Origin of the sequence: Vibrio sp. 10N.247.311.51, from assembly GCF_041467855.1 — a bacterium.
GTDB lineage: Bacteria > Pseudomonadota > Gammaproteobacteria > Enterobacterales > Vibrionaceae > Vibrio > Vibrio coralliirubri.
The window spans coordinates 1-23,770 of the sequence record NZ_JBFSVK010000001.1; the positions used below are offsets into that span (position 1 = coordinate 1).

A 23,770-nucleotide genomic window follows, 5' to 3' on the forward strand; every position below is an offset into this window, starting at 1 on the left:
TATTCATCAACGAGTGCCCACACAGATTGATAGGTTTAAATTGTTAAAGAGCTTTGCTTATCGAAACTTTCTTTTTACAAAGAAACCCTTGAAAGCGGACGTGAATTCTAGCGATTTAATCTTAAGTGTCAAACACTTTTTAAAATTAATTTGTTTCGAACTTTCCGTCTTACTGATTACCGCTGAAGCCTTGTGGTGTCTGCCGTGTCAGTGAGGCGGCATTATAGAGGTCATCGAAAACATGGCAACCCCTTTTTTGATAAAAATTCAAAAAAGTTGCTTAAGTGTCTACTTTTACGTCAAAAGCCTCTTTCACAGGTCAAAGCTCATACAATTACAGGCATATCACTTAAAATTTCGCGACTAGATCTTTCGAAAATGCCTCTATATCTAGTTCAATACTCCATTTATCACTCAGTTCTACGATGTTATCTAGCGACTGCTGAACCGTTTTTATTGTCAAAGTATTGTTGTCTAGGTCGTATGCCTGTTTTTGCGTAGTGTAATAGAAGTAAAGGATAGTCAGTGCATCTCGGTCGCCTTGTTCCGCTTTTGGCTGAATACGCTTGAGCTTACGATAGATTTGATTGTGGATTTGTTTCAGGTTCCAAACATAAAGCGCTTCTTTGAAATACTCATGCCCTTTCACTCGGCTTGCGATAAATGCATTCAATGCGACAGATAAGATCACCCCAAGTACGTTCAAATGAAAGTTCCCTGTCGATTCACCAGTAATTGAAGTCGCCGAGCCAAACAATTCAATCAGAATGGTGCCGAATACGATGGCAAACAATGCAAGTGACCCAACTAATGACACCAGCAACAGGTTCATTTTCTTTCTATATTCTTCTTTATTAATCTTCTGTAACTTCATCGACTAATTCCTTATGTAAGTCACCTAATAATTTGCGCATACTATCTATGTAAACATTGGTTCGCTTCAACCCTTACCGTCTTGTAATGTGGTCATTCTCTATTTAATACTCAAAGTTCGCGGGTTAGTGCTAAGTGCAACTCCATTTGACTTCATTAATAGAAAAGAGTTACATACCGCCACAATTTTGGTTATTCATCAATTCATATTGATAAAGTCCGTTTCGCTTTATCACATACTGACAAGGTACATTCCATGCGTTCATTTGTATTACGCGCTCGCGCAGCCCCTACAGAGAGCAAACTTATCTTAGAAGGTGTTGGGCAAGACGCTCATACTGAGATTCTGGCTCATACTCTTATGAACACGATCTTCGTCGCTCAATCTCATCGTGAGAATGTCACCGTGCACCTTGTATTAGAAAGTACTAAAGACTTCTCACGTACGATCACTTTCGATTCAAATGAAATCACCAACATTGGCGGCTTTCATGAATCGGCATTGTTATCAGCGGTAGTAAGAGCGGTTGATGCTTCTCAAGGTATGACCAAAGAGCAGACTCGTCAGGTTGAACCGGGGATCGTCGTTCGCACTATGAGCTTTGAAAAATTAGTGAAAGAACTGGCTGAAGACCACCAGCTATACATGATGGATAAGAAAGGTGACTTTATCCGTGATGCAGAGATTGCTGAAAACCCATGTTTCCTTCTTACTGATCACATCCCTATGCCGAAGAAAAGCTACAACAGCTTAAAGCGCTTAGGAACAGAAAAGATCAGCTTAGGCCCGAACATGCTGTTTGCTTCTCAGTGTGTTGTATTGATCAATAATGAGCTGGATATTCGCGGTTTCTAGCCCGATGAGACACAGCCATAATTAGCAAAGCCCGGTTATTCGCCGGGCTTTTGATTTTTGGGTTACCGATATTTACTTTGCTTAACTTTTTGCAAACTTGCCTCGTCACATCAGGTCTCGCATTAACGTCTCATACTGCTCAGACACTAACACAACCAAATGATTAAGTTCTTTTGCATCTTCTTCTGCCAGTAAAAGTTGCCAATCCGTCTGTTGGCCACTTTCATCTCGCCCAAGCACTTTGATATTCCCTTGTTCAATCTCAAACGATAAATGACTAAAATCCGTATCGTGATGTTCATGAGACTCTAAAATTTCAAACTCTAGATTCCCTGTTGGCTTTACCTGAATGTGTGCATGAAAATGCTGCTGATTCTGTAACTCATACTCCCTGTGTATTGCGAACATACTCCCTCCTATCAACCTTAATCTAAGCTCGAAAACGATCTGCTATAAATTACCTGCTCCTTAGGTCGTAACCCTTAGACGGCAAGTATCTATACAAAGTGTAGGCATTAGATTTTAGCGCTAGGGCAAAATCAGCCTGCTGTTTGATACTAGACAAAATAACGATGAGTATTGTGACACTTAGATTGATATTTCTTGACGGTCGTAACCCATCTCAACATCTCCAAAAAACCACAAAGCATACAATTTATAAAACTTGCGCTTCGTTCCATTTCTGGCCTCTGTTGGTCTGACCTTTACCAATTAATGGAGATTCCGCTCCAAGCTTATGATTCTACAGTTATACTTCCGATAATTTCGGTGAATTATTTTAAGGGAATATATGTCAATTTTTACCGTATTCTTCTGTGGCACAGGATCAAACTCAGAAGACAACAATCATAAAAACTACGTGTCAGGCGAGTTGATTTCTACGTTAGCGAAGAATACGACTGGCAGAGACATGATTGACTACATCCAAGTGGATGGCGTTGGCAGTGGGAATCAAAACGAATGGTTGAAGCAAGGCAAAGATGACACGTACTCCGGAGTTAAAGGAACGTTGCTAGGCAAAGGTATCGACAGCAACATGCGCCATGTGCTGAATATCTTGCGGGGAAGCCAACAAGATAAGAATGACTACATGAAGCGAGCCAAAGGGCTGCTTAGTGAATCTCGCCCAGAAAAGTCCGCTTGGCCTTTCGCAACCAACCAAAAATATCAGGATTGGTTGAAAGACTCACAAGCACTGGCAGCCGATCTCAAACAAGGTATCGCGGCTCGCCAGCAGAACATAGCGATTAAACGCCAAACTAAGCCCATTAGCCAAGTTAACATCGTAGGCTGGAGTCGTGGTGGTGTGAGTTGCTTTGAATTGGCGAACCGAATGCTCAAAGATCCCAAGCTTAGCCATATTCCCGTCAACATCTTTGCGTGTGACCCCGTTCCCGGTGGGATGAACGCATTCAAGGATTACAAATTACTGGGCAAAAACGTCAAACAGATCGTATGTGTTTTTGCTGAAGACGAACGCTCATTAGCTTTCAAGGCGAGAATGCCACGCTTGTCCCCTTCCACTAAATATTACACAACCTACATGCCAGGCCGACACGGCACTTTGGTAGGGAATGCGAATACTTCCGGCGGAAGCAAAGGCGCGGGATTACTTACCGGCCCAGGACTGGTGACAAGAGATTTCATGGAAAAGGTATTAACCGGTTGGGGCACGCAGCTTAAACCAAGTACGACATTGAACTTCTCTCGACAACGCATTATCGAACTGTACGAGCAAATGCGCAGTCATGAAGAGTATTTCAATAAAATGCACGGTATGACTTACACAGCTAAGAACCGACTACTATGGACAAGCAAAGATAGAATCGGCCAGCAGAGAGAACGCCGTTATGGTATTCCAATGTATCGTTTTCAGTTTCCTGGCATAACCAACAACTACGGCGATGCAATTAATCGACACCACTGCGATGTGTTAGCTACCAATGCTTTCGCTGCGCACGGTACTTCTGCCGCACTACCAAGCCCAGTCTGATATTCCTATTTGATAAGCAGTTAAACAAAAAAAGAGCTCAACTAAGTGAGCTCTTTTTATTATCTATCTCTTGGTATCGATGGTGTTATCTCAGAATCAAGCCTGATTAACCAAAGATGAAGCTGTATAGGAAGCCTGCACCCATCGCCATGCTTAGGATAACGAATAGGAATGCTGCAATCATTTGGTTCTTGAAGATTGATTTAAGCAGGATAACTTCCGTCAAACTTGCACCTGCACTACCAATAATCAATGCCATTACTGAACCCAACGCCATGCCTTTCTGTACTAAAGCTGCACTTAGTGGGATTACCGCTTCAGCACGAATGTACAGTGGAATACCAATCACTGCTGCTACTGGAATCGCATACCACATACCTTCACCAGCGTACTGTGCAATTAGGTCTGTAGGAATGAAGCCGTAGATGAATGAACCAATCGCGATACCCATCATTAGGTAAGGGAAAACTTGTTTAAAGTCTTTCCAAGTTGAGAACCAAATTCTCATCCAACGGCTAGGTTCTTTCTTCTCTACGATTTCAGCTGTTGCGCTTCCATCCGCTGAACAGCATGAAACCGTTACTTGTGGCTCTTCTTTTTTCGAATCGCAGCAAGATGTCTCTTTCGCCATTACGGGTGCAGGTTCACCACATGCACTTGTACCACATGAAGATTCCGCTTTAGCCGGTGCTGCTTTCTTAGGAGCAGAGTCACCACAGCTAGTGCCACAGCTTGAAGCTGAACCTGTTGATTCATACGCTTCAGGTTTTACGTAACGCTCAAAGCCAAGCTTCTCAAGTGCGTAACCAGCCACTACAGATACCGTCATTGCTACAAGGAAGTAGAACACAGCAACTTGCCAACCGAAGGTAATCACAAACAAACCAATGATCACTGGGTTCAATAGTGGGCTACCGAACAGGAACACCATCATTGGGCCGAAACCCGCTCTTGCACGCAGCAATCCTTTTAGGAAAGGAATGGTCGAACATGAACAGAAAGGCGTAATTGCGCCCAATAGTGCTGCAACCACATAGCCCTTACCATTACGTGAGCTCAGGATAGATTGAATCTTTTCTGGTGTAAGGAACTCTTGAAGAATCCCAACAATGTAGCTGATCGCTAAGAAAAGGATAATTAGCTCTACTGCTAAAAAAGCGAACATATCAAGTGCGTCTTTTAGCATTGTTAACATTTCATTGCTCATAATTAACTCCAAACTGGATTGAAGGTCGGGCTCTATGAGAAAAGTAACCAACCCTTAATTTCGAATATTCTCGAATTATAGAAATAAACAGCTCCAGATCAAGCTTTATTTCGATAAAAATCGAAATGATTTTCGAAAACACAGTTTTTCAATGACTTACACAGACACCGTTTTTAAATTTGAATTCGACATACATTTCGATTAACATCGAAATTAAATCTTGAGGAGTTAATATGAACTTAGAAGTCGTTGCGAAAGCACTTAAAGAGTTGGGGCACCCTATTCGCCTAACCATTTATAAGAGTGTCGTTAAAGCTGGCTACCAAGGCATTGCAGTTGGCGGCCTACAAGAAGAGCTAGGCATTCCCGGTTCTACCTTGTCTCACCACATATCAAGCTTGGCGTCTGCTGGCCTAATTAGCCAAAGACGAGAAGGAAGAACTCTATTCTGCGTGGCGGAGTATGAGTGCTTAGAAGGTGTGATTGATTTCTTACAAGACGAGTGTTGCGTAAATGAACAGTGCAACTAATGCACCTTTGAAGCTCGAACAAGTCTGGGCCGAGTATCAGCAAGCATTAAAGTCATTCCTGCATTCAAAGGTCAACAACTCTGCGGATGTAGACGACTTGCTCCAAGATATCTTGATTAAGACCTATCAGAACTTAGACAAGGTACAAGATGCGAGCAGTGTTAAGGCTTGGCTGTTCCAGTTAGCCAACAACACCATTATCGACTTCTACCGTAAGCATGCACGCCAACAACGCGATAGCCAAATTGATGCTGAAGATCTGTGGTTTACCGATTTAGACCAAGACTCTGAATTTAAGCAGAAGCTTTCATTGTGTATTGAACCTTTTATTCAGGCATTGCCAGAACAAAGTTCATCGCTACTGCTTGCCGTCGACATCAAAGGCCAAAGCCAGAAAGAGATCGCAGAAGCGCAGAATGTCAGCTACTCAACGGTTAAATCCCGTGTGCAAAAAAGCCGTGGTGATCTTAAGAACCTGTTTGAAGAGTGTTGTAACTTGTCCCTTGATCAACAAGGCAATGTGATTGATTGCGAGCTTAAGCCGAACGCCAGCTGCGGCAAGTGTTAATCGTTACATCGAATCCGTTATTTCAATAGAACAAAGCCAGCAATTGATGCTGGCTTTGTTGTTTTCATAATCGGCAAATCACGCTTTGTTTAAGCGAATCGAGTGCTTAAGCGAACCTAGCGCTTGAGCAAACCGAACTATGCTGCTTCCGCTTTTACCACAGGTTGATAGCGCCCCGGTTTATGATTCATTGCTAGAATCAAGTTGGTGACTATCGCACCAAGCACAGACAGAAGAACCAATGACACATCAACAATGAACAGAGAAAGCACAACAATCGTGCAGTCTAATGCCATCTGAACCTTACCTGCTCGAATTCCAAAACGTTCTTGTAAGAACAATGCCAGAATGTTGAAGCCACCTAAGCTCATCTTGTGACGGAAAATCACCAACATGCCGGTACCAATCAAGCCACCACCAAGTAAAGCTGCATACAATGCATGAATTTCGGCAATTTGAATCACGTGATACAAGTGATCCACAGCGAACGAAACAATCGAAACAGCGATAAACGTATTGATGGTGAAGCGCCAGCCCATACGAGCAACCGACAAAATATAGAAAGGTAAGTTAAGTGCGAAGAACACTTGGCCAAAGCTCAAATCTGTTACTTTGGTAATGAAGATCGCTAGACCAGCCGTGCCTCCGGTGAGCAAACCGACTTGGTTGAAAAAGATAACACCGAGTGAAACCAGTGCGCTACCTAAGATCAGTGCCAGTAAGTTTTCGCGAAGGTTATGATCTTTATCCATGTGAATGACTCTCCCTGAATCTTTTAACATCGCGTTTCAGTAGTCTTGAAACGATTTATGCCCAAATTTACGATGTTTGACAGATAAGTCGAGTGAACGAGCAATGTTGCTTAGTGATTAGTTTGTATATTAGTTTTTACAGCTTTGTGAAACCTTAAATTAAACAGCTAGTTATAAACCTGCATTTAGACTTTTATTCTTAATTAGATACTTGTTTGTATTAACCAACGAGCTTCAAGTTTTCTTATTTATTGAACACGTTTTGTCCCAATTCCAATCAAGCGATAATCTATGCATAAAACGCATAGACTACATCACAAATGGTCATTTGATACATAACCTACTCATCACTATGATGCGCGACTTCTTACAACATTGAGCGCATGTCAACACCGTATGTTTTCACAATCTCTTTTTGCCCAATTGGCCAGAATGACGCTATTTCTTGTCATTAGTTTGGTTATTGTGCATCACAGTCAGCCATTGATTGATCTCTTGGCTCAGCATGCCGTGAGCAGTGGCTGCCACCAGCAATCAGCGCATGATCATTCTGAGCACGAACATCACCATGAGATGACTGATCAACACATGTCAGCGCAAGACCACTCACATCACCACCATTAATTTAAGAGTATTAGAATGAGCATTTTCCGTTTTCCTTTACTGGTATGGCTTGGGATAGGCACACTTATTATCAGTCTAGGGATCAGACAATCATTCGGCATTTTCATGATGCCAATTTCAGAGCATTTCGGTACAGGTCGCGAGTTTTTCAGCTTTGCGATTGCGCTACAAAACCTATTGTTCGGCGTGTTCCAACCTTTTGTTGGTATGGCCGCTGACAAATGGGGAGCAAGACGCATCATTATCGCAGGTGCATGTGCTTACGGTTTGGGTTTACTTCTTACCTCAATTTCTACCGAATCGAGCATGCTTTACGTTTCATTGGGAGCACTCGTTGGCCTTGGTTTAAGTGCGACAAGTTATGTGATCGTGCTTGGCGCAGTGGCGAAAGTTGTACCGGCAGAACACGCGGCTAAAGCGTTTGGCTTAACCACGGCTGCAGGTTCATTTGGTATGTTTGCGGTGATTCCGGGCGCACAGTACATGCTGAACGAGTTTGATTGGCAAAGTGCGATGCAAGTGTTTGGCGTACTGTGTTGTTTGATGATCTCTTTTGCGCTGTTCATGCGAGCGCCTAAAGCAGCCTCAAACAAACAAGCGCAAGCTGAAGAGAACCAAACACTCAAAGAAGCACTGTCTGAAGCGTTTGCTCACAAAGGTTACTGGTTGATTCACGCGGGCTTCTTCGTGTGCGGTTTCCACGTAATGTTTATCGCAACGCACTTACCGAGCTACTTAGCAGACAAAGACCTACCAGCGAGTAGCGCTGCGATGGCACTGGCTTACGTTGGCATCTTCAACATCTTCGGGTCTTACTTCTGGGGTGTGATGGGCGATAAGTTCAGCAAGCGCCACGTTATGTCTGCACTGTACTTAGTGCGTACTGTGGTTATCGGTGCGTTTGTTACTCTGCCTGTTACTGAATCAACCGCGGCTATCTTCGGTGCGGCCATTGGATTCTGTTGGTTAGGTACAGTGCCGCTAACGTCTGGCTTAGTTCGTCAGATCTTCGGTGCCCGTTACCTGTCGACGTTGTACGGTTTGGTGTTCTTTACTCACCAAGTGGGTAGCTTCTTAGGCGCTTGGGTTGGCGGTCGTATTTACGATTACTACGGTTCTTACGAGCCAATCTGGTGGTCAACCGTGGTACTTGCATTTGCGGCAGCGCTTATCCATTTACCAATCAATGACAAGCCGATTGAGCGACTGAAATTGGCAATGGCTTAACGTTTTATGCTGACTCCCCCACTAGCGTAAACAACAAGTCGTTCCAATAAAGCGAGTGAGTATTGAAAGGAAGCATCCTGAGATACTCACTCGCTTTTTTGTTGGTCGCGATAATAGAAATTATAACTAGCGAAACTGGCATAAACCTCACTGAATAATAAGACTATTGTTTTGGTTTTCATTTATAGTATCCACCCGCTCCTTTAAAACTAATCCGCAGGCTTATGGAATACATAGATCAGACTGTCCTTATCGCAATGGCACTCATTTTTGTCGGCTCGTTTGTGCAAACCGCAATCGGCTTTGGTTTGGCCATTGTTGCAGCCCCACTGCTGTTTTTGGTCTCTCCAGATTATGTACCTGCGCCTATCTGTTTAATTGGTCTGTTTATCTCGTTATTCAACGCTTTTAAACATCGAGCGAATATCTCGATTGGCGGATTAAAAATCGCATTGCTGGGCCGTATTCCGGGGTCACTGGCAGGTGGTGCTTTGTTGGTTATGGTTTCAACGAGCGTGTTATCACTATGGTTGGGCTTATTGGTAGTATTTGCCGTGATTGTTAGCCTACTGCCCTTTAGACTCGAACCAACCCCAACTAAGATGGGTATTGCGGGTTTCTTCTCTGGGTTCTTTGGCACCAGCTCGGGTATTGGTGGTCCGCCGATGGCACTGCTACTGCAACACCAAGACGCTAATCAGCTTCGTGGTAACCTTTCTGCGTTTTTCGTGTTTAGTTCGATCATCTCGTTACTGGTACAGATCCCGATTGGCTTCTTCACCATGCACCATTTGATCATTACCATCCCTTTGCTGCCTGCGGCTTGGTTAGGTTATAAAGTGGCATTGATGACGACACAAAGCATCCCTAAAGAGAAAATACGTATCGGTTCTTTACTGCTATGTTCTATCAGTGGCTTTACGGCAATCTGGCAGGGTTTAGCTGGCTAGTTATTAGCGATAAAAACGAGAAAAAGAAAGGCATCTTAAAAACCACAGATCAAACACCCAATAGATAAAAGGACGTTCTATGACTTACGACGAATTCAATGCATTCTGCGAGTCACTGCCTGCAACCAGTTATGTGATGCAGTGGAATAACTCTCACGTGTGGAAAGTGGGTGGCAAGGTATTTGCGATTGGTGGTTGGGGACCAAAAGATGAGCCTGCTTTTATCTTCAAGGCGTCCGATCAGAATTTCGACTTTCTCAAAGAAGAGCCGGGCTATAAACCCGCACCCTACTTTGCTTCTCGTGGCATGAAATGGATTCAGCTTTTTGAGAGCACATCAGAAAGGGATGAGGAACTAAGATACTACCTCACGGAGTCACACCGAATTGTGTCTTTAGGTCTAACCAAAAAGAAACAAGCAGAACTCGGGCTCAATCAGTAGCCAGAATATCTGCTTGTTAAATAGAGATTTATGCTCGTCTTAAAAACTTAATCAGCTCTTAAAACCTTAAGCCTCTCTTAAAAACTTAGGTGACTCTTAAAAATTTAGGCAATAAAGGTTCTATCTTTTGCGTTGGAATCAGTGGCACCAATAAATAAATTAAACCCGCAAAGGCGATAGATGCCGCTAGGTCTTCAGGTCGATGCATGCCAAGCCAAACACGGCTATAGGCGACACCACCAGCCCAAACCAACAAACCGCCGACTAAATAAAAGCGTTTCGCTTCTAGGAACAACCCGCCAAAGAATGCCAAACACACACCGACAAAAATCATGTGTCCAGATGGGAAAGAGTAATCCGTTTCGCCATGCCAATGACGAGTTCGCCACTCACTAACCTTATCTTGCACAGATTCAATCGCGGCATTTTTTTCTACCAAAGGCAGCTCATAAAACAGCTCTGGCATTTCAATCACTTCCTGCGTTACCAAATACTCAGAATAAGGACGTGGGCTCTCTGTTGAATGCTTTAAGAAGGTCTTCGCTGCAAAGCTGAGCACCAACAACATACCGAGCTGCAGGCAAAGGCTGACTAACTTAGCTTTAGAAAACTTCATCGTGAGCAAGACTAAAGACAAAACAGCGAGCGTGACTAAGAACCCTTGATTACCTGCCGAGTAAGTCACAAACGTCATAAAGGCACCGTAGAAAGGCAGAACCGCACTTCCAAGGTCGAAGTCAGATCCAAAGATCAAAAAGGGTACTAGAGAATACAAGCTTAAAACGAGCAGTAATAAGCCTTTGGATTTGTTAGAGAACAGAGAAGTCATGGCTAAGATCTTTGAGATAAAGTGGTCGGATGCTATCGCAGCTTAACATCGCCAATATCAATTTTATGTCAAAACGGTCAGTAAGCCGTCATGGTGTAACAATAATCGATTAATGGGCCTTTTGAGTATTGAGCTGATGAACTGTCACGTCATTACCAATAATGCAGACCATCCACTTGTGCACATATAGACATCAAAACCCACTAAACATAGCCTGCGCCCGACTAAACACCACACGCCAAGGTCTGCCGATAAAGTGAACACTTACCGGATTATAAGGCCAGAATCTGAAAAACTTTGCTGTTAGTCCTTTAAATCCACTATCGAAAGGATTACCATCTGGTCTGCTTTCAAAGCAAAACAAATTATTAATTTTTATTCTCAGGGCGGGGCGAAATTCCCCACCGGCGGTATGTCCTTAGCAAAATCTAAAGATAAGCCCGCGAGCGCTCGATTCGTCGAGGTCAGCAGATCTGGTGAGATGCCAGAGCCGACGGTTATAGTCCGGATGAGAGAGAATGGAAACACACTCGTTTAAGTTGGAAAGGCGCACCTATCTATTGGGTTGATGCCTCCAACTCAGACGGGTGCATTTCGTTTTGGATAAAACCATAATGAGCTAATACCAATCACAGTAAATAAATGATCAGAGATAGCGCAGGAAAAACGCTTGAGAACAAGGCAAAATTTTTCGATAAGTAGTTATTCTACAGTCAAAAATTCTAACGCCGTTATCAAGGGTTTTAACCAGCTAGAATGACCAGTTGTTTACTACGATTGGTACAAGTTACTTGTAATGAGTAGGCTTTGTCGTGCTCGGTTGAGATCCCTCATACAGCCCTGATTCTGGTGATATTTTAGGAGTTTAACCATGAATCAGTCTTCACTACTTGCCGAATTTGGCGAACCAATCACTCGCGTTGAGAACGCACTGCAAGCTCTGCGCGAAGGTCGTGGCGTACTTCTACTTGACGATGAAGATCGTGAAAACGAAGGCGACATCATCTACTCAGTAGAACACCTAACCAATGCTCAAATGGCGCTTATGATCCGCGAATGCAGTGGCATTGTGTGCCTATGTCTAACCGACGAGCAAGCAAACCAACTTGAACTTCCACCTATGGTTGTTGATAACAACAGCGCAAACCAAACTGCGTTTACCGTCACTATCGAAGCAAAAGTTGGCGTAACGACAGGTGTTTCTGCCGCTGACCGTGTAACAACGATCAAGACAGCTGCCAACCCAACAGCTAAGCCTACTGACCTTGCTCGCCCTGGCCACGTATTCCCGTTACGCGCGCGTAAAGGTGGTGTACTTGCTCGCCGTGGTCACACAGAAGGTACTGTGGATCTTATGCAAATGGCTGGTCTTCAATCAGCTGGCGTACTATGTGAAGTAACCAACCCAGACGGCACAATGGCAAAAGCGCCAGAGATCGTTGCTTTCGGCAAACTACACAACATGCCAGTACTGACCATTGAAGATATGGTGATGTACCGCACTGAGTTCGATCTTAAGCTTGCGTAACGTTTAGTGCTAAACGCTTCTTAGCACTTAAGCTAACGAAACTCAGAAATGAACATTGAAAGGCCTCACTCTTACTGCTTTTTCTAGTTAAAAGTATATAAAGGGTGAGGCCTTCTTCATTTCCTACACTGAAATCTAAGTTCCATCTCCCCACCGGCGACTAACCTCTCAAAAAATCCTGCAAAACATGAGAAACATTCACTCGAATGGTGAACTCATGCACCATCATTGATCATCCATAATTACAGATAAATCATAAGTAACTGAAATATAACATTTATTTATTTTGGCACGGTGTCTGCACTACCACTAAGTAGGTATACAAATATTAGGAGTTGAATATGTTTGTAGTTATTTCAGTGGGTTTATCCCTATTAGTACTTGCGGCCCTGTTTCATTTCTCAAGGAAGAGACAAACAGCGCTATCACACCGGTTTGAAACCTTAGTTCTGCTTAGAGAATTATTGTTGTTATCACGCAAACATCGCGCGGCAACGCACTATGCTCTAGCTTATAAATTGTCTAGCGACTCGATTCGCAAAGTGAACGAGATTTACGACAACATACTTGAAGTATCTGAGCTGCTTCAGTCCCACGTGTCGTTTGATAGCCGCCCTATGTATCGCATCTATCACCTTAAGCTCATTGCCATGCACAGCGACTGGCAAAACCGCAGCTTGGTGCGTAACCAATCGATTCATGGTAAGACAATTCGCCATAGCATGTTCTTAATGGATGAAGTGATGATCATCTGGCTTATTCAGTCTGAGCGAGAAGACATGAGCCGTGAGTATCACATGAATTGGCAACAGATCTTAGACTGCATGGAGATCCTGACCAAGTTACGCATGTGCATACCTGATATGGAGAAGCCTGAGGAGTACGCGAGATTCAAATTCTACGCATCTCAAACACACCGTAAACTCAACCAATTATCGATTATCTGCCCTATCAGCAGTGGGTCACCCATTTGCACACGTGCGATGCATGCACTCACCGAGATCGCATCAAGCACTGAAGCGACCCAACCAGCAGATAGCATGTACGAATTAACTAGTGATATATCTACTGTGGTATCTCAAGTTTACGACCAAGTATTATCCGACATCACTAGAAACTTGTATCAGCCTTTACCAGACGTAAACGAAAAGGTGATAAATACCCGATTATCCGTACATCATTACATGTAAAGACTTCGTGAGAGGAGAGCGTGCTGGAACTCTGAATTATTGAGTTCAAATCCGATATCACCTTTGATATCGGATTTTTGTATTTATGAGCTTTTAAAATTCTATCGCTATGTATCATTGCCTATGAAGTTTCAAACATCGCCAGATTTGATATCGCTAGACCAAGCTTCTGCTGTAAAATCTATGAACTGACGAACAACCGGCAGCTGATAACTACGAGACAAATACACCGCCCAAAGCACACTACTCGGTGAAACAAAATCATCCAAAATTCGTTTCAATTTGCCATCCGCAATCAGTGGATTGGCTAAATCACAGGGCAATCGAACAACCCCTTTACCATGCTGTGCAGCGCGGGTTAATACCCCAACATCATTAGCTTTGATAGTGCCAGACACCTCAACCGAAAAATGCTGATTATCCTTAACAAAATCCCACTTAGAAACACTCAAATGGCGAAAACAATTGTGCTGTCGAAGCTCGTCGACCGTTTTAGGTTGACCATGTTTGTCTAAATAATCTTGCGATGCACACACCACCGAATCAATTTCCATTAGTTTACGAGCAATCAAGCTATCGTCAGGTTGGTCGGTATAACGCAGCGCAATATCGATTCTGTCATCCACCAGCTGAGCAAAACGATCAGAAGCAAAAAGTTCTACCGTGATATTGGGATGAAGCTCTGTGAACTGTTCAACCACATCCAACAACATGTGCTGAGTCAAACCAATCGGAGCAGCTATGCGAATAGTTCCGGAAAGAGCATCGGTTTGATTCAGCGCGGTCACTTCTAACTCCGCCGTTTCATGGAGTATTTTCTCGCAGCGCTGTAAGGCGATTTCTCCTGCCGCCGTTAAGCTCACCTTTCGAGTCGTCCTATGTAACAGCCTCTGCTTTAACCACCCTTCTATCTCTTGAACATGACGTGAAACCTGTAAACGGCTCATATCCAAATGCTCTGCTGCTTGAGTGAAACTGGCACAATTTGCGACTTCAACAAAGCTACGCATCGCCGTCAATCTATCCATCACACTTTTCCTTATCCACTGAACCAAGCCTATTAGCTAACTATATAGATACAATCTACATCATTTTACGATATTTATCACAACCTAGTGAGCTATTAGACTGCAATGGCTGTCGAGAAACAGACTCAATAAATTAGATAATTGGAGAGACATTATGAAAATTGCAGTATTAGGCGCATCAGGTTGGATTGGTAGTCACATCGCTCAAGAAGCTAAAGCTCGCGGACACGAGGTTGTTGCTGTTGTAAGAGATGCAAGCCGTGTAGAAATCAGCGATGTTGAGGTTCGTTCATTTGATTTACAAGATGAAGCAGCCAGTCTAGCGACGTCTTTCTCAGGCGTTGATGCGGTTATTGCTTCGATTGGCGGACGTGCTCTAGGCAATCACGACATCGTAAAAAGTACAGCAACTAAGCTGCTTGATACACTGCTAAGCATTGGTATCGAACGTCTACTTTGGGTAGGTGGTGCGGGTTCATTGGAAGTAGCGCCAAACGTACCGTTGGTTACCGTTCCGGCCTTTCCAGCGGAGCATAAAAACGAAGCGCTAGCACAAGGTGAAGCGCTTGAAGTGTTCAAACAGTCTAACAGCGAGGTTAACTGGACGTTCATTAGCCCAGCAGCAGAAATCTTCCCGGGCGAGAAACTATCAACCTACCGTACCGGTGGCGACCAACTGCTCACCGACCAAGACGGCAACAGCAAAATATCCGTCAGCGACTACGCTATCGCGATGATTGATGAACTAGAAGCTGGCAAGTTCCCACGCCAACGTATTGGTGTCGCGTACTAGTCAGCTCATATATAAAAACTAAAAAAGCCGCTTGTTCAAAACAATGCGGCTTTCTCATCTTTATATTGAGCATTCCTTTAATCCAATGGCAGGTGCCCCGTTTTCACTAGGATAACCGTCTCTTCTTCCACATAAGGGAAATGCTCGCTCATATGCGGGCTGCGCATCCATGTGTGTTTTGGATACTCACCATGTTCGTCTTTAAAGGTGCCAGAAAGTACATATATCTCTTCACCGCCAAAGTGACGATGCGGCTGAAAACGTTCGCCAACCGGCCACTTCACTAAAGCGACATGCTCGTGTTCGAACTCATGCAGTGGCATCACTTGTAAGCCGCCAATACCCTGAAGCCATTCCGTTTCTAGAGTATTAATGCGAACTTGAGTTAAGTCTCTCGCGTCAAACTGGTTGAGCTTAACCAAGATCGTACAACCATTTTTGCTGGATGGCGAATGCGCGCTGCCCGGCGGATTACGAATATAAGTGCCAGCAGGGAAATCTCCGGTTTCATCTGAGAACACGCCATCTAATACGAAGATCTCTTCGCCTTGTGGGTGTGGGTGCTCAGAAAACGAAGAGTCAGGATCGTATTTCACCACGCTGGTCGTGTGGCCCGATTCTTTCTCTTCTCTTTCAAGTGGCTTACGCCAAACCCCTTTAGCCGGGCTTGCGACCCAATCTAATGTCTCGGTTTCTATAACCAGTCTCTTTGAAAAGTCCATGTTGAACATAATGGCGACCTTACTCTTGTTATCGTTTTAATTATTATTGTTGTCTTTCTCGTTTCTATTCTACGCGAATACTGATCAAGGAGGCTATCTCGCTGCTATTTTGCCTACGTGACAGCCACCTAAAAAGAATCCTAATTAATTACGACCAGCAATTACACCGCCATCAACATCCCAGATTGCGCCCGTTACCCAATCTGCACTGTCTGACAGTAAGAAAGAGATGCTATTAGCGATGTCTTTCGGCAAACCAACTCGACCAATCGGATGGAACGCGTTGAAGCCTTCTAGCGCTTGATCCACTTCTTCAGGTTTGATGAAAGATTCGTAAATCGGTGTTTTAACCACAGCCGGGGAAACCGCATTCACACGAATATTGTGGTCCGCAAGCTCCATCGCCATGTGCTGCGTTAAAGCGTGCAGGCCAGCTTTAGCCATTGAATAGGCAGAAGATGGCGTCGCTTTAATAGCTTGTTTCGCCCACATAGAGCCTACATTTACCACGTTTCCGCCACCGTTTTTGATCATCAACTTGCTAACAGCTTGAGTGATGAAGAAAGTTGCTTTATTCAGCTGCATGTACTGCTGGTAATCAGATTCTTGGTGCTCAATAAACGCTTTAGGATTGAAGTAACCTGCAGCATTAACAAGGTAACCAATACCTTCTTCGAGCGACTCTAAATGCGCAATAAGACGAGACACACTTGCATCATCATAAAGGTTAGCTTGCCAGCCTGAAGCGTGACCGAGCGATTGCAGCTCTGACACCGCTTTATCTAACTTAGTTGGGTTATTGCCGACCACCAACACATGAATGTTCTGAGCGACTAGCTGCTTCGCTGTTTCAAAGCCCATACCACTTGTGCCACCGATTACGACTGCAATACCATTTTTAGTGAAGTTCATTTTGTTATCTCCTAAGTCATGTGAACGTGGTAATCTTATGCTTTGAACTAACACTATGAATAGTAAGTACAAATCGGTTAGGTAGGTACTTATTGGTACATCTTTATGAAAAATCAGGAAAACTTTTTTTCAAGAAAATCAGCACCAGAGCGCTCAGCTCGTATGGTAGAAACCATCTACGGCTGTAAATGGTCGCTAACGGTTTACCAATTACTGGCAAATGGCATTAATCGCCCTGGTGAAATGGTGCGCTCGGTCGAAGGGTTATCGACCAAGGTATTGAATGAATGCTTGAAGCGAAATGTTGAGTTTGGGATTTTGGATAAGCAGATGTTCAACGAATTGCCACCAAGAGTTGAATACCAAGTGACGCCGTTCGGCGAGAAGTTCTTGTTGATTCTAGAGCAGTTGGAAAACCTACAAAACGAAATCGACGAGATGTAAGCCCAAGCAAATCCGCTCTATTCCAAATAATGGACAGCACGCATTATTTAGCTGACTGGCATTTGCTCAAAACGGCCTTTCACAAAATCAATGAAGGTTCGAATTCGGCTCGGTTGATAGCGGTCTCGATGATAGATCGCTGAAAAGTCCACTTTCGGCACTATCCACTCATTAAACACCTGCTCCAATTGCCCATCATTGATCTCTTGCAAGCAATAGATGGTTGGTACACGAATAATTCCGTTGCCCGATTTCGCGCCCTGTACTAACACTCGCCCATTCTTACATTGCAGCCTACCCGTCACATGAACATCGACTGTTTTCTTGGTGTCATCCAAAGCTTGAAAGCTCCACTTACGCACAGACCCCGTTAAGCAGTCATGGTGAATGAGATCTTTAGGATGGTTTGGCTTTCCTTTGCGAGCAAAATACTCAGGGCTCGCGAGTGTTCCCATCTCAATGTCCAAAAGCTTTCGTGCGATAAAGCCCGCGTCTTCTAGGCTCCCCATACGAAAAGCGATATCAAAGGCGTCTTCAATCAAATCGACTCGGTTACTACTGAAATCAAGGCTGATGCTGATGTCTGGGTAGAGCTGCATAAACTCGTTAACCAGATCCGCGATGATCACCTCACCCAGATAACCGCCGACACAGTTTACTTTGATGTCGCCGCGTACCTCTTCGACATCATCGACAGCAGCAATCAAAGCTTGGTCTATGTTATCGAGGGCTTGCTCACATCTCGCGTACAGATCTTGCCCTGCGTGCGTCAGCCTTAAGGTTCGAGTGGTACGGATAAACAGAGTCACACCCATCTGCTTTTCTAAACTACTCACTTGGCGTGATACGTGTGAACGAGAGACATCCAACTCCTCTGCCGCTTTGGTGAAATTACCTAAACGAGCGATAAGCACAAAGGAGCGAATATCAGACAGATTAATTTGATTGAGCATGGTCGCCAGCTTACTAATGAAGTTATGAGATAGACGCTTTTATTGTTGCACCACAGCAACAGTGTTTCAAGTAAAGCGCTATATATCAACAATGCTATTTTCCTTAATATACCTCCATCGCAACGAAGCAAGGTAACAAGCACTTGATTCGAATGCACTTAAACAATACGTCGTAGCCAACCGGCGCAATAAAAGTACAGAGGAAATAAAATGAAAAAACTAATCGTAATTACAGGTGCAAGCTCTGGTATTGGTGAAGCAATCGCTCGTCGTCTAAGCGATGAAGGTCACCCTCTGCTACTTTTAGCTCGTCGTATTGACCGCCTTGAAGCGCTGAACCTACCAAACTCACTGTCAGTGAAAGTAGACGTAACAGACAAAGCATCATTTGATGCAGCAATCGCACAAGGTGAAGCGAAATTTGGCCCTGTCGATGCGCTTATCAACAACGCTGGCGCAATGCTTCTTGGTCAAATCGATACTCAAGACGCACAAGAGTGGAAGACAATGTTCGATGTGAACGTGATTGGTCTTCTAAACGGCATGCAGTCTGTACTTGCTCCGATGATGGAACGCAACACAGGTACTATCATCAACATCAGCTCTATCGCGGGTAAGAAAACATTCCCAAGCCACGCAGCTTACTGTGGTACTAAATTCGCGGTACACGCTATTTCTGAGAACGTTCGTGAAGAAGTGGCGGCTTCAAATGTTCGTGTTACCACTATCGCACCGGGTGCTGTAGAGACTGAACTTCTGTCTCACACAACATCTCAAGAGATCAAAGACGGTTACGATTCTTGGAAAGAAGACATGGGCGGTGTATTGGCAGCTGACGATATCGCTCGCGCTGTATCATTCGCTTACCAACAACCACAGAACGTATGTATCCGTGAGATTGCTCTAGCACCAACTAAGCAACAGCCATAGGCCTTTGCTATCGTTACTAAATAAGCGATGAACCAAAAAGCGCCACTACTTATTCAGTAGTGGCGCTTTTGTTTTTATTGAGTGTAGCTACAAGCAGTAACCGTGATTAAAACTCAACGCGATAAACTGATGTACTGCCGCTTACTTCGTTGCCAACCGCAATAAAGTGGTTACCTGAACGAGTGAAATACTTAATTGATTCAGGGCCTAAATCACCCGCTCTAGCGTTGTAAGTATCGTTGTCGCAATCACCGTCTTCATCAACCTTGGTGCACACTGGCTGAGTAAAGTCGCGGTTATTTAGATAGCTGATGAAACTTGCACTCTTAGGCTGCGTTACGTCGTAAACCATGATGCCACCTTGGCGCTCAAGTCCAATAAAGGCATAGTGCTTACCGTTGATCTCAGGCACTTCGATCGCTTCAGGTTCTACGCCTTTATCATCACTACGATCGTCACCGCTTTGGTTGTTATCATTGGTGCTGTTGAAGTTTGCAGGATCTTGCTCAAGTACGATTCGAGCAAAATCATCGCCGCTATCAAACACTAGCTCGCCTGACTCATCCCAGATAGAGAACGAGCGGCTGCCGAATGCTTGAACCTTTTGGTCAGCAGCGAGTGTCCCTTGTGGCTTAATCACTTTAAGACGTGCAAGTTGCTTGTTGTCTTTCAATGCGCCAGCTAATGGGTGGTTAGCGTCAATATCTAACTTCTTGCCACGCACTTCATCGACATAAGCGATACAAAAGTCTTTTTCTGTGGTGTAGTTTTCGGTGCCTTGATAATCGTCACCGTCCCACTCAAAACCTTTCTCATCACACATTTCTTGTGTGGTCTTGATGCCATATTCACGACCATCACCTTCGTTCGCAGTCACGATGTAGGTGTTGCCATCAACACTGTAGCTAGTAATGCTGTCTGGCATGTAGAGGCCTTCTAACATTGCATAGCTTTGTAGATTACCGATGTTTTTGTCTTTGTTTGACGCATCTAACTTAGCGTTATCCCAAGGTTTCCCGCCTAGCCCAAGAATCGCATCCACTTGCGCACTCGCCACATCAATCGCAGCCAAAGCGTTGTTCTCTTGAAGGGCAACGTAGAGTTTTCCGTTATCAGCAAACGTTAGGTATTCCGGTTCAAGATCTTGAGCGACAGTTGCATTCGGAGCTGAGATTCGAACCTTGTCAGTCAGCTCTGCATGGCGAGGCTGACCTTGATTGAATGCCTTGAAATCAATTTGAGTGACTGTCGCTTGCAAAGGACCACTGGTTAGATCCACCAGCGTTACTGAACCTTCAGGGTCAATGCTGTAATCCGCATTCGGCTCACCTTCATTTGCAGAGGCAATATAGCGACCATCTTTCGAGAAGCTCACCATGTCCGGTAATGCACCAGCCGTATAAGTAGTGATCAGCTCTAACGTGTCTGAACGGTAAAGTGCGATGATGCCGTTTTGTTGCTTGTCAGCATTTTCAATCGCGACAGCAACTAATCCTTGATGAGTCGACACACTGTTCGCTGCACCAATATCAATACCAGAAGCTGCAGCCGCTGATTGAAGATCAATCGAACCCGAAGATGTTGGTTCGCTAGCTGAGTTCATTGATAACACATCAACCTTCTGAGCTTGAGCGTTCACAACATAAAGCTTGTCGGTACATGAATCGTAGCTGACGATTTCGGCTGCAGAAGTATCAAACGGGGCGTCGGCAATTGAACGACCAACTAGGCTGATTCCAGTTACCTCAGCATTGGAAGCGCTTGGTTGCTCGATGGATTGGCATTGAAGGCTAAAAGCATCAAGTGACGTTTGTGATGGCGTAGTAGTCGTTGGTGATGTTGGTTGAGAACAGCCTACTAGAGCAGAACTTACCGCGATAGGCAGTAATAATGTCAGCTTATTAAATTTACGATTCATATATCCTCCATAATTTGAATCGCGATCATAGAGGGCTGTTATGACACTTATCTTTCCCTTTTATTAACAATAAATGACGACAATAAATAACCTTTACCCATAACAACAGAAAGTTAATGTGAGCAACCTAGTAACAAGTAAGCAAAAAAAAGCGCCCAAGCTGGCTGATGCTTGAGCGCCTTTAGTAAACTGAATAGGGAGATTAGAAGTTGTAACCACCGCCGATCATGAATACCCATGGGTCGATATCAACGTCTGTTGAGAACTGTTGACCATTAAACTTATATTTTGCTGTAGTGCCGATATCTGCATACCAACCGATGCGTTCAGGAACCAGTCTTCATTGATCATGTAGTCCATACCAATGTTTGCTGCCAAGCCCCAAGAGTCATCAAGAGATAAGTCGCTTAAACCTAGATCTTTCGCTCCTTGATTTAGTGACTCATCGAAGAATACAGTGTAGTTGATACCAGCACCTACGTAAGGGCGGAAGTCACTGTTTGCTTGGCCAAAGTAATACTGAACCATAAACGTTGGTGGTAGGTGTTTCGTATCAGCAATTTCACCTAGACCAGTTGCAGAAATGTTGTGAGAAAATGGGCTTGCCGCTAGTACTTCAAAGCTGATGTTATCTGTAAACATGTAGCCAAAAGTCAAACCAAGTTGAGTGTTTGAGTCTACAGAGAATTCTGTATTTGGATCATTCAACACAGCGCCACTACTATCGTTAGGAGATACCGTTGCTGCACCTGCACGGATGATGAAATCACCTTCTTTATGAGCAAGAACATTGGTTGACATAAGAGCCGCAATAACCGCAATACCACATACTGTTTTTTTCATTATAATTTCCTTTTGGGGGCTTAATCTTTATTGGTGAATGAGTAATCATTTCTTATTTTGCGTGCAAGGTAGCATAGAATAACCCTACTTTATTGATGGAAATCAATTTGTGAAAAGTTGTGATTATTTATGTAAATTTATATCGACCCGATCACTTTATTCCTTCATTTTATTGACAGTTTTGTAATGCAACTTTTCCGTGCGTCATTTTGTTAATCCAATCCATTCACGTTGTTCGGATCTTTTTTGGATCAAAATAGAGCAAGCCAATATCTCACGCGCATCATTTTGGTGCAGAACAACAAGAATCAATCTCGCCTCGTATAATATTCAATGAGTTACATTTGGCTTAGTGCTTGCAAGTCTATGTTCATAATCATAAATACATTGAGGTTCTGACTATGCAAGACACTCTAACAATCGTTCTGGCCGGCGGTGTTGGCTCTCGGCTTTCTCCCCTCACCGATAACCGCGCAAAACCTGCGGTACCCTTTGGTGGCAAATATCGAATCATCGATTTCACACTCGCGAACTGCCTTCACTCCGGACTTCGCCAAATTCTGGTGCTGACTCAGTACAAGTCTCACTCTTTGCAAAAACACTTACGTGATGGTTGGTCGGTGCTTAACCCCGAGCTCGGCGAATACATCACCAATGTTCCCCCACAAATGCGAACCGGTGATAGCTGGTACAGCGGTACTGCCGATGCGATTTATCAAAACTTGTATCTGCTTTCTCGTAGTGAAGCCAAGCATGTGGTGGTGTTATCCGGTGACCATATCTATCGCATGGATTACGCGCCAATGCTTAAGCAGCACAAAAAGAGCGAGGCCGACCTAACTGTGGCGTGCATGGAGGTTTCGATTGACGAAGCCAAAGAGTTTGGTGTGATGGAGATAGACGAATCTTTAGAGATCAATAACTTTACCGAAAAGCCACGTTACCCTGCATGTGTACCTGGTAGGCCAACTCGAAGCATGGCTTCAATGGGTATTTACGTCTTTGATAAAGAAGTGCTAACACAAGCGCTACTGGCGGACGCCGAAGACCCGAACTCAAGCCACGATTTTGGTAAAGACATCATTCCTAAATTGGTCGGCAATAACAGTGTTTACGCATACAAGTTTGGGGATGAAGAAGGCCGTGTGACCCAAGATGCGTACTGGAGAGATGTTGGTACTATCGACTCTTATTACCAGTCCAACTTGGACTTGTTAAAGCCAGCCTCTCCTATCGATTTATACCAACCGGATTGGGCGATTCGCACCTATGACCAGCAACTGCCACCAGCGCGAACCATCGCTTCTGTAGAGGGGAACCAAGGGATATTCATCAACTCGATGATCGCGAATGGGGTAGTGATTGAAGGTGGTTCGGCGCAAAACTCTATCTTCTTCCCTAAAGTGAAAGTCAGTAATGCCGCGATTGTGATTGATAGTATTCTGTTTGAAGATGTTGAGATTGGAAAAAATTGCCACATACAAAACTGCATCATCGATAAGAACGTTAAAGTACCAGATAGAACCCAGATCGGTGTTGATAGCCTTGCCGATGCGAAACGCTTCCACATATCAAAACAAGGCGTGATTGTGGTGCCCTCTTCTTATCAGTTTGAAGAGTGATACTCCCTCTAGCGTAGCTTCTTATTAAACGACAAA

At 44.1% G+C, this 23,770-nt stretch carries 24 protein-coding genes, 1 pseudogene and 1 riboswitch; of the genes and pseudogenes, 13 read left to right on the forward strand and 12 right to left on the reverse strand.

Features of this window, described 5'->3' with window-relative positions:
- Positions 1-349 precede the first annotated feature (349 nt).
- The gene (locus tag AB6E85_RS00005; RefSeq protein WP_372140916.1) at positions 350-874 is read right to left on the reverse strand and encodes a DUF3087 family protein; all 525 of its coding nucleotides are present in this window, start codon (positions 872-874) and stop codon (positions 350-352) included.
- 255 nt (positions 875-1,129) lie between these two features.
- Here AB6E85_RS00005 and trmY point away from each other — a divergent pair, with 255 nt between their 5' ends.
- Positions 1,130-1,729: a tRNA (pseudouridine(54)-N(1))-methyltransferase TrmY gene (trmY, locus tag AB6E85_RS00010; RefSeq protein ID WP_017061702.1), complete on the forward strand. Its 600-nt coding sequence runs from the start codon at positions 1,130-1,132 to the stop codon at positions 1,727-1,729.
- Between the two features lie 105 nt (positions 1,730-1,834).
- On the opposite strand, the gene AB6E85_RS00015 is transcribed toward trmY, so the two are convergent.
- Positions 1,835-2,137 carry a hypothetical protein gene (locus tag AB6E85_RS00015; protein WP_248641811.1) on the reverse strand — a complete coding sequence of 101 codons (303 nt, stop codon included), beginning with the start codon at positions 2,135-2,137 and terminating at the stop codon, positions 1,835-1,837.
- A gap of 382 nt (positions 2,138-2,519) precedes the next feature.
- Here AB6E85_RS00015 and AB6E85_RS00020 point away from each other — a divergent pair, with 382 nt between their 5' ends.
- Complete coding sequence (locus AB6E85_RS00020) at positions 2,520-3,722, forward strand: hypothetical protein (protein WP_372140917.1); 1,203 nt, start codon at positions 2,520-2,522, stop codon at positions 3,720-3,722.
- Positions 3,723-3,828: 106 nt separating this feature from the next.
- Here the strand turns inward: AB6E85_RS00020 and AB6E85_RS00025 are convergent, their stop codons facing one another.
- Positions 3,829-4,929 (reverse strand): permease, encoded by a 1,101-nt coding sequence (locus AB6E85_RS00025; RefSeq protein WP_048613118.1) that lies wholly within the window; start codon positions 4,927-4,929, stop codon positions 3,829-3,831.
- Between the two features lie 233 nt (positions 4,930-5,162).
- Between AB6E85_RS00025 and AB6E85_RS00030 the strand changes: the two genes are divergently transcribed.
- Together AB6E85_RS00030 and sigZ are read left to right on the forward strand one after the other, a co-directional pair.
- Entirely contained in the window at positions 5,163-5,459 is a 297-nt protein-coding gene (locus AB6E85_RS00030; protein ID WP_004733042.1) for a helix-turn-helix transcriptional regulator, read from the forward strand.
- On the forward strand, positions 5,443-6,027 hold the full coding sequence (gene sigZ, locus AB6E85_RS00035) for an RNA polymerase sigma factor SigZ (RefSeq protein ID WP_052880364.1): 585 nt from the start codon (positions 5,443-5,445) through the stop codon (positions 6,025-6,027). The genes AB6E85_RS00030 and sigZ overlap by 17 nt, the downstream gene beginning before the upstream one ends.
- Positions 6,028-6,164: 137 nt before the next feature.
- Here sigZ and AB6E85_RS00040 read toward each other — a convergent pair whose 3' ends face one another.
- Together AB6E85_RS00040 and AB6E85_RS00045 are read right to left on the reverse strand one after the other, a co-directional pair.
- Positions 6,165-6,779 carry a YitT family protein gene (locus AB6E85_RS00040; protein WP_017065874.1) on the reverse strand — a complete coding sequence of 205 codons (615 nt, stop codon included), beginning with the start codon at positions 6,777-6,779 and terminating at the stop codon, positions 6,165-6,167.
- A 460-nt stretch (positions 6,780-7,239) separates the two neighbouring features.
- Entirely contained in the window at positions 7,240-7,389 is a 150-nt protein-coding gene (locus AB6E85_RS00045; RefSeq protein ID WP_372140918.1) for a hypothetical protein, read from the reverse strand.
- A gap of 29 nt (positions 7,390-7,418) precedes the next feature.
- On the opposite strand from AB6E85_RS00045, the gene AB6E85_RS00050 reads away from it, so the two are divergent.
- From AB6E85_RS00050 to AB6E85_RS00060, 3 genes are all read left to right on the forward strand, one after another.
- A complete protein-coding gene (locus AB6E85_RS00050; protein WP_048611602.1) occupies positions 7,419-8,630 on the forward strand; it encodes an MFS transporter in 1,212 nt (403 codons plus the stop codon).
- A 224-nt stretch (positions 8,631-8,854) separates the two neighbouring features.
- Positions 8,855-9,580, forward strand: a complete 726-nt coding sequence (locus AB6E85_RS00055; protein ID WP_193841066.1) for a sulfite exporter TauE/SafE family protein — start codon at positions 8,855-8,857, stop codon at positions 9,578-9,580.
- A gap of 79 nt (positions 9,581-9,659) precedes the next feature.
- Positions 9,660-10,022, forward strand: a complete 363-nt coding sequence (locus AB6E85_RS00060; RefSeq protein WP_050620040.1) for an MmcQ/YjbR family DNA-binding protein — start codon at positions 9,660-9,662, stop codon at positions 10,020-10,022.
- Positions 10,023-10,107: 85 nt separating this feature from the next.
- Here AB6E85_RS00060 and AB6E85_RS00065 read toward each other — a convergent pair whose 3' ends face one another.
- Positions 10,108-10,851 (reverse strand): phosphatase PAP2 family protein, encoded by a 744-nt coding sequence (locus AB6E85_RS00065; protein WP_193841064.1) that lies wholly within the window; start codon positions 10,849-10,851, stop codon positions 10,108-10,110.
- Positions 10,852-11,224: 373 nt separating this feature from the next.
- A riboswitch (FMN riboswitch) is annotated at positions 11,225-11,375 on the forward strand.
- Positions 11,376-11,722: 347 nt separating this feature from the next.
- Between AB6E85_RS00065 and ribB the strand changes: the two genes are divergently transcribed.
- Together ribB and AB6E85_RS00075 are read left to right on the forward strand one after the other, a co-directional pair.
- Positions 11,723-12,379 (forward strand): 3,4-dihydroxy-2-butanone-4-phosphate synthase, encoded by a 657-nt coding sequence (gene ribB, locus AB6E85_RS00070; RefSeq protein WP_017054827.1) that lies wholly within the window; start codon positions 11,723-11,725, stop codon positions 12,377-12,379.
- Between the two features lie 341 nt (positions 12,380-12,720).
- Entirely contained in the window at positions 12,721-13,569 is an 849-nt protein-coding gene (locus tag AB6E85_RS00075; protein WP_102398155.1) for a hypothetical protein, read from the forward strand.
- 131 nt (positions 13,570-13,700) lie between these two features.
- Here the strand turns inward: AB6E85_RS00075 and AB6E85_RS00080 are convergent, their stop codons facing one another.
- Positions 13,701-14,597 (reverse strand): LysR family transcriptional regulator, encoded by an 897-nt coding sequence (locus tag AB6E85_RS00080; protein ID WP_372140920.1) that lies wholly within the window; start codon positions 14,595-14,597, stop codon positions 13,701-13,703.
- 154 nt (positions 14,598-14,751) lie between these two features.
- Here AB6E85_RS00080 and AB6E85_RS00085 point away from each other — a divergent pair, with 154 nt between their 5' ends.
- On the forward strand, positions 14,752-15,390 hold the full coding sequence (locus AB6E85_RS00085; RefSeq protein ID WP_372140922.1) for an NAD(P)-dependent oxidoreductase: 639 nt from the start codon (positions 14,752-14,754) through the stop codon (positions 15,388-15,390).
- A 77-nt stretch (positions 15,391-15,467) separates the two neighbouring features.
- On the opposite strand, the gene AB6E85_RS00090 is transcribed toward AB6E85_RS00085, so the two are convergent.
- Both AB6E85_RS00090 and AB6E85_RS00095 read right to left on the reverse strand, forming a co-directional pair.
- Positions 15,468-16,121, reverse strand: coding sequence for a cupin domain-containing protein (locus AB6E85_RS00090; protein WP_372140923.1), 654 nt, complete (start codon positions 16,119-16,121; stop codon positions 15,468-15,470).
- Between the two features lie 135 nt (positions 16,122-16,256).
- Entirely contained in the window at positions 16,257-17,024 is a 768-nt protein-coding gene (locus tag AB6E85_RS00095) for an SDR family NAD(P)-dependent oxidoreductase (protein ID WP_372140924.1), read from the reverse strand.
- Between the two features lie 105 nt (positions 17,025-17,129).
- On the opposite strand from AB6E85_RS00095, the gene AB6E85_RS00100 reads away from it, so the two are divergent.
- A complete protein-coding gene (locus tag AB6E85_RS00100) occupies positions 17,130-17,468 on the forward strand; it encodes a helix-turn-helix domain-containing protein (protein ID WP_017103534.1) in 339 nt (112 codons plus the stop codon).
- A gap of 47 nt (positions 17,469-17,515) precedes the next feature.
- Here the strand turns inward: AB6E85_RS00100 and AB6E85_RS00105 are convergent, their stop codons facing one another.
- Positions 17,516-18,421, reverse strand: a complete 906-nt coding sequence (locus AB6E85_RS00105) for a LysR family transcriptional regulator (protein WP_136974130.1) — start codon at positions 18,419-18,421, stop codon at positions 17,516-17,518.
- 210 nt (positions 18,422-18,631) lie between these two features.
- Here AB6E85_RS00105 and AB6E85_RS00110 point away from each other — a divergent pair, with 210 nt between their 5' ends.
- Positions 18,632-19,351 (forward strand): SDR family oxidoreductase, encoded by a 720-nt coding sequence (locus AB6E85_RS00110; protein WP_050643750.1) that lies wholly within the window; start codon positions 18,632-18,634, stop codon positions 19,349-19,351.
- Positions 19,352-19,457: 106 nt separating this feature from the next.
- Here AB6E85_RS00110 and AB6E85_RS00115 read toward each other — a convergent pair whose 3' ends face one another.
- Together AB6E85_RS00115 and ompW are read right to left on the reverse strand one after the other, a co-directional pair.
- Positions 19,458-21,269, reverse strand: coding sequence for a choice-of-anchor I family protein (locus AB6E85_RS00115; RefSeq protein WP_372140926.1), 1,812 nt, complete (start codon positions 21,267-21,269; stop codon positions 19,458-19,460).
- Between the two features lie 202 nt (positions 21,270-21,471).
- Positions 21,472-22,112, reverse strand: a pseudogene (gene ompW / locus AB6E85_RS00120) (outer membrane protein OmpW).
- Positions 22,113-22,513: 401 nt separating this feature from the next.
- On the opposite strand from ompW, the gene glgC reads away from it, so the two are divergent.
- On the forward strand, positions 22,514-23,734 hold the full coding sequence (gene glgC, locus AB6E85_RS00125) for a glucose-1-phosphate adenylyltransferase (protein WP_372140927.1): 1,221 nt from the start codon (positions 22,514-22,516) through the stop codon (positions 23,732-23,734).
- Positions 23,735-23,770: the final 36 nt, after the last annotated feature.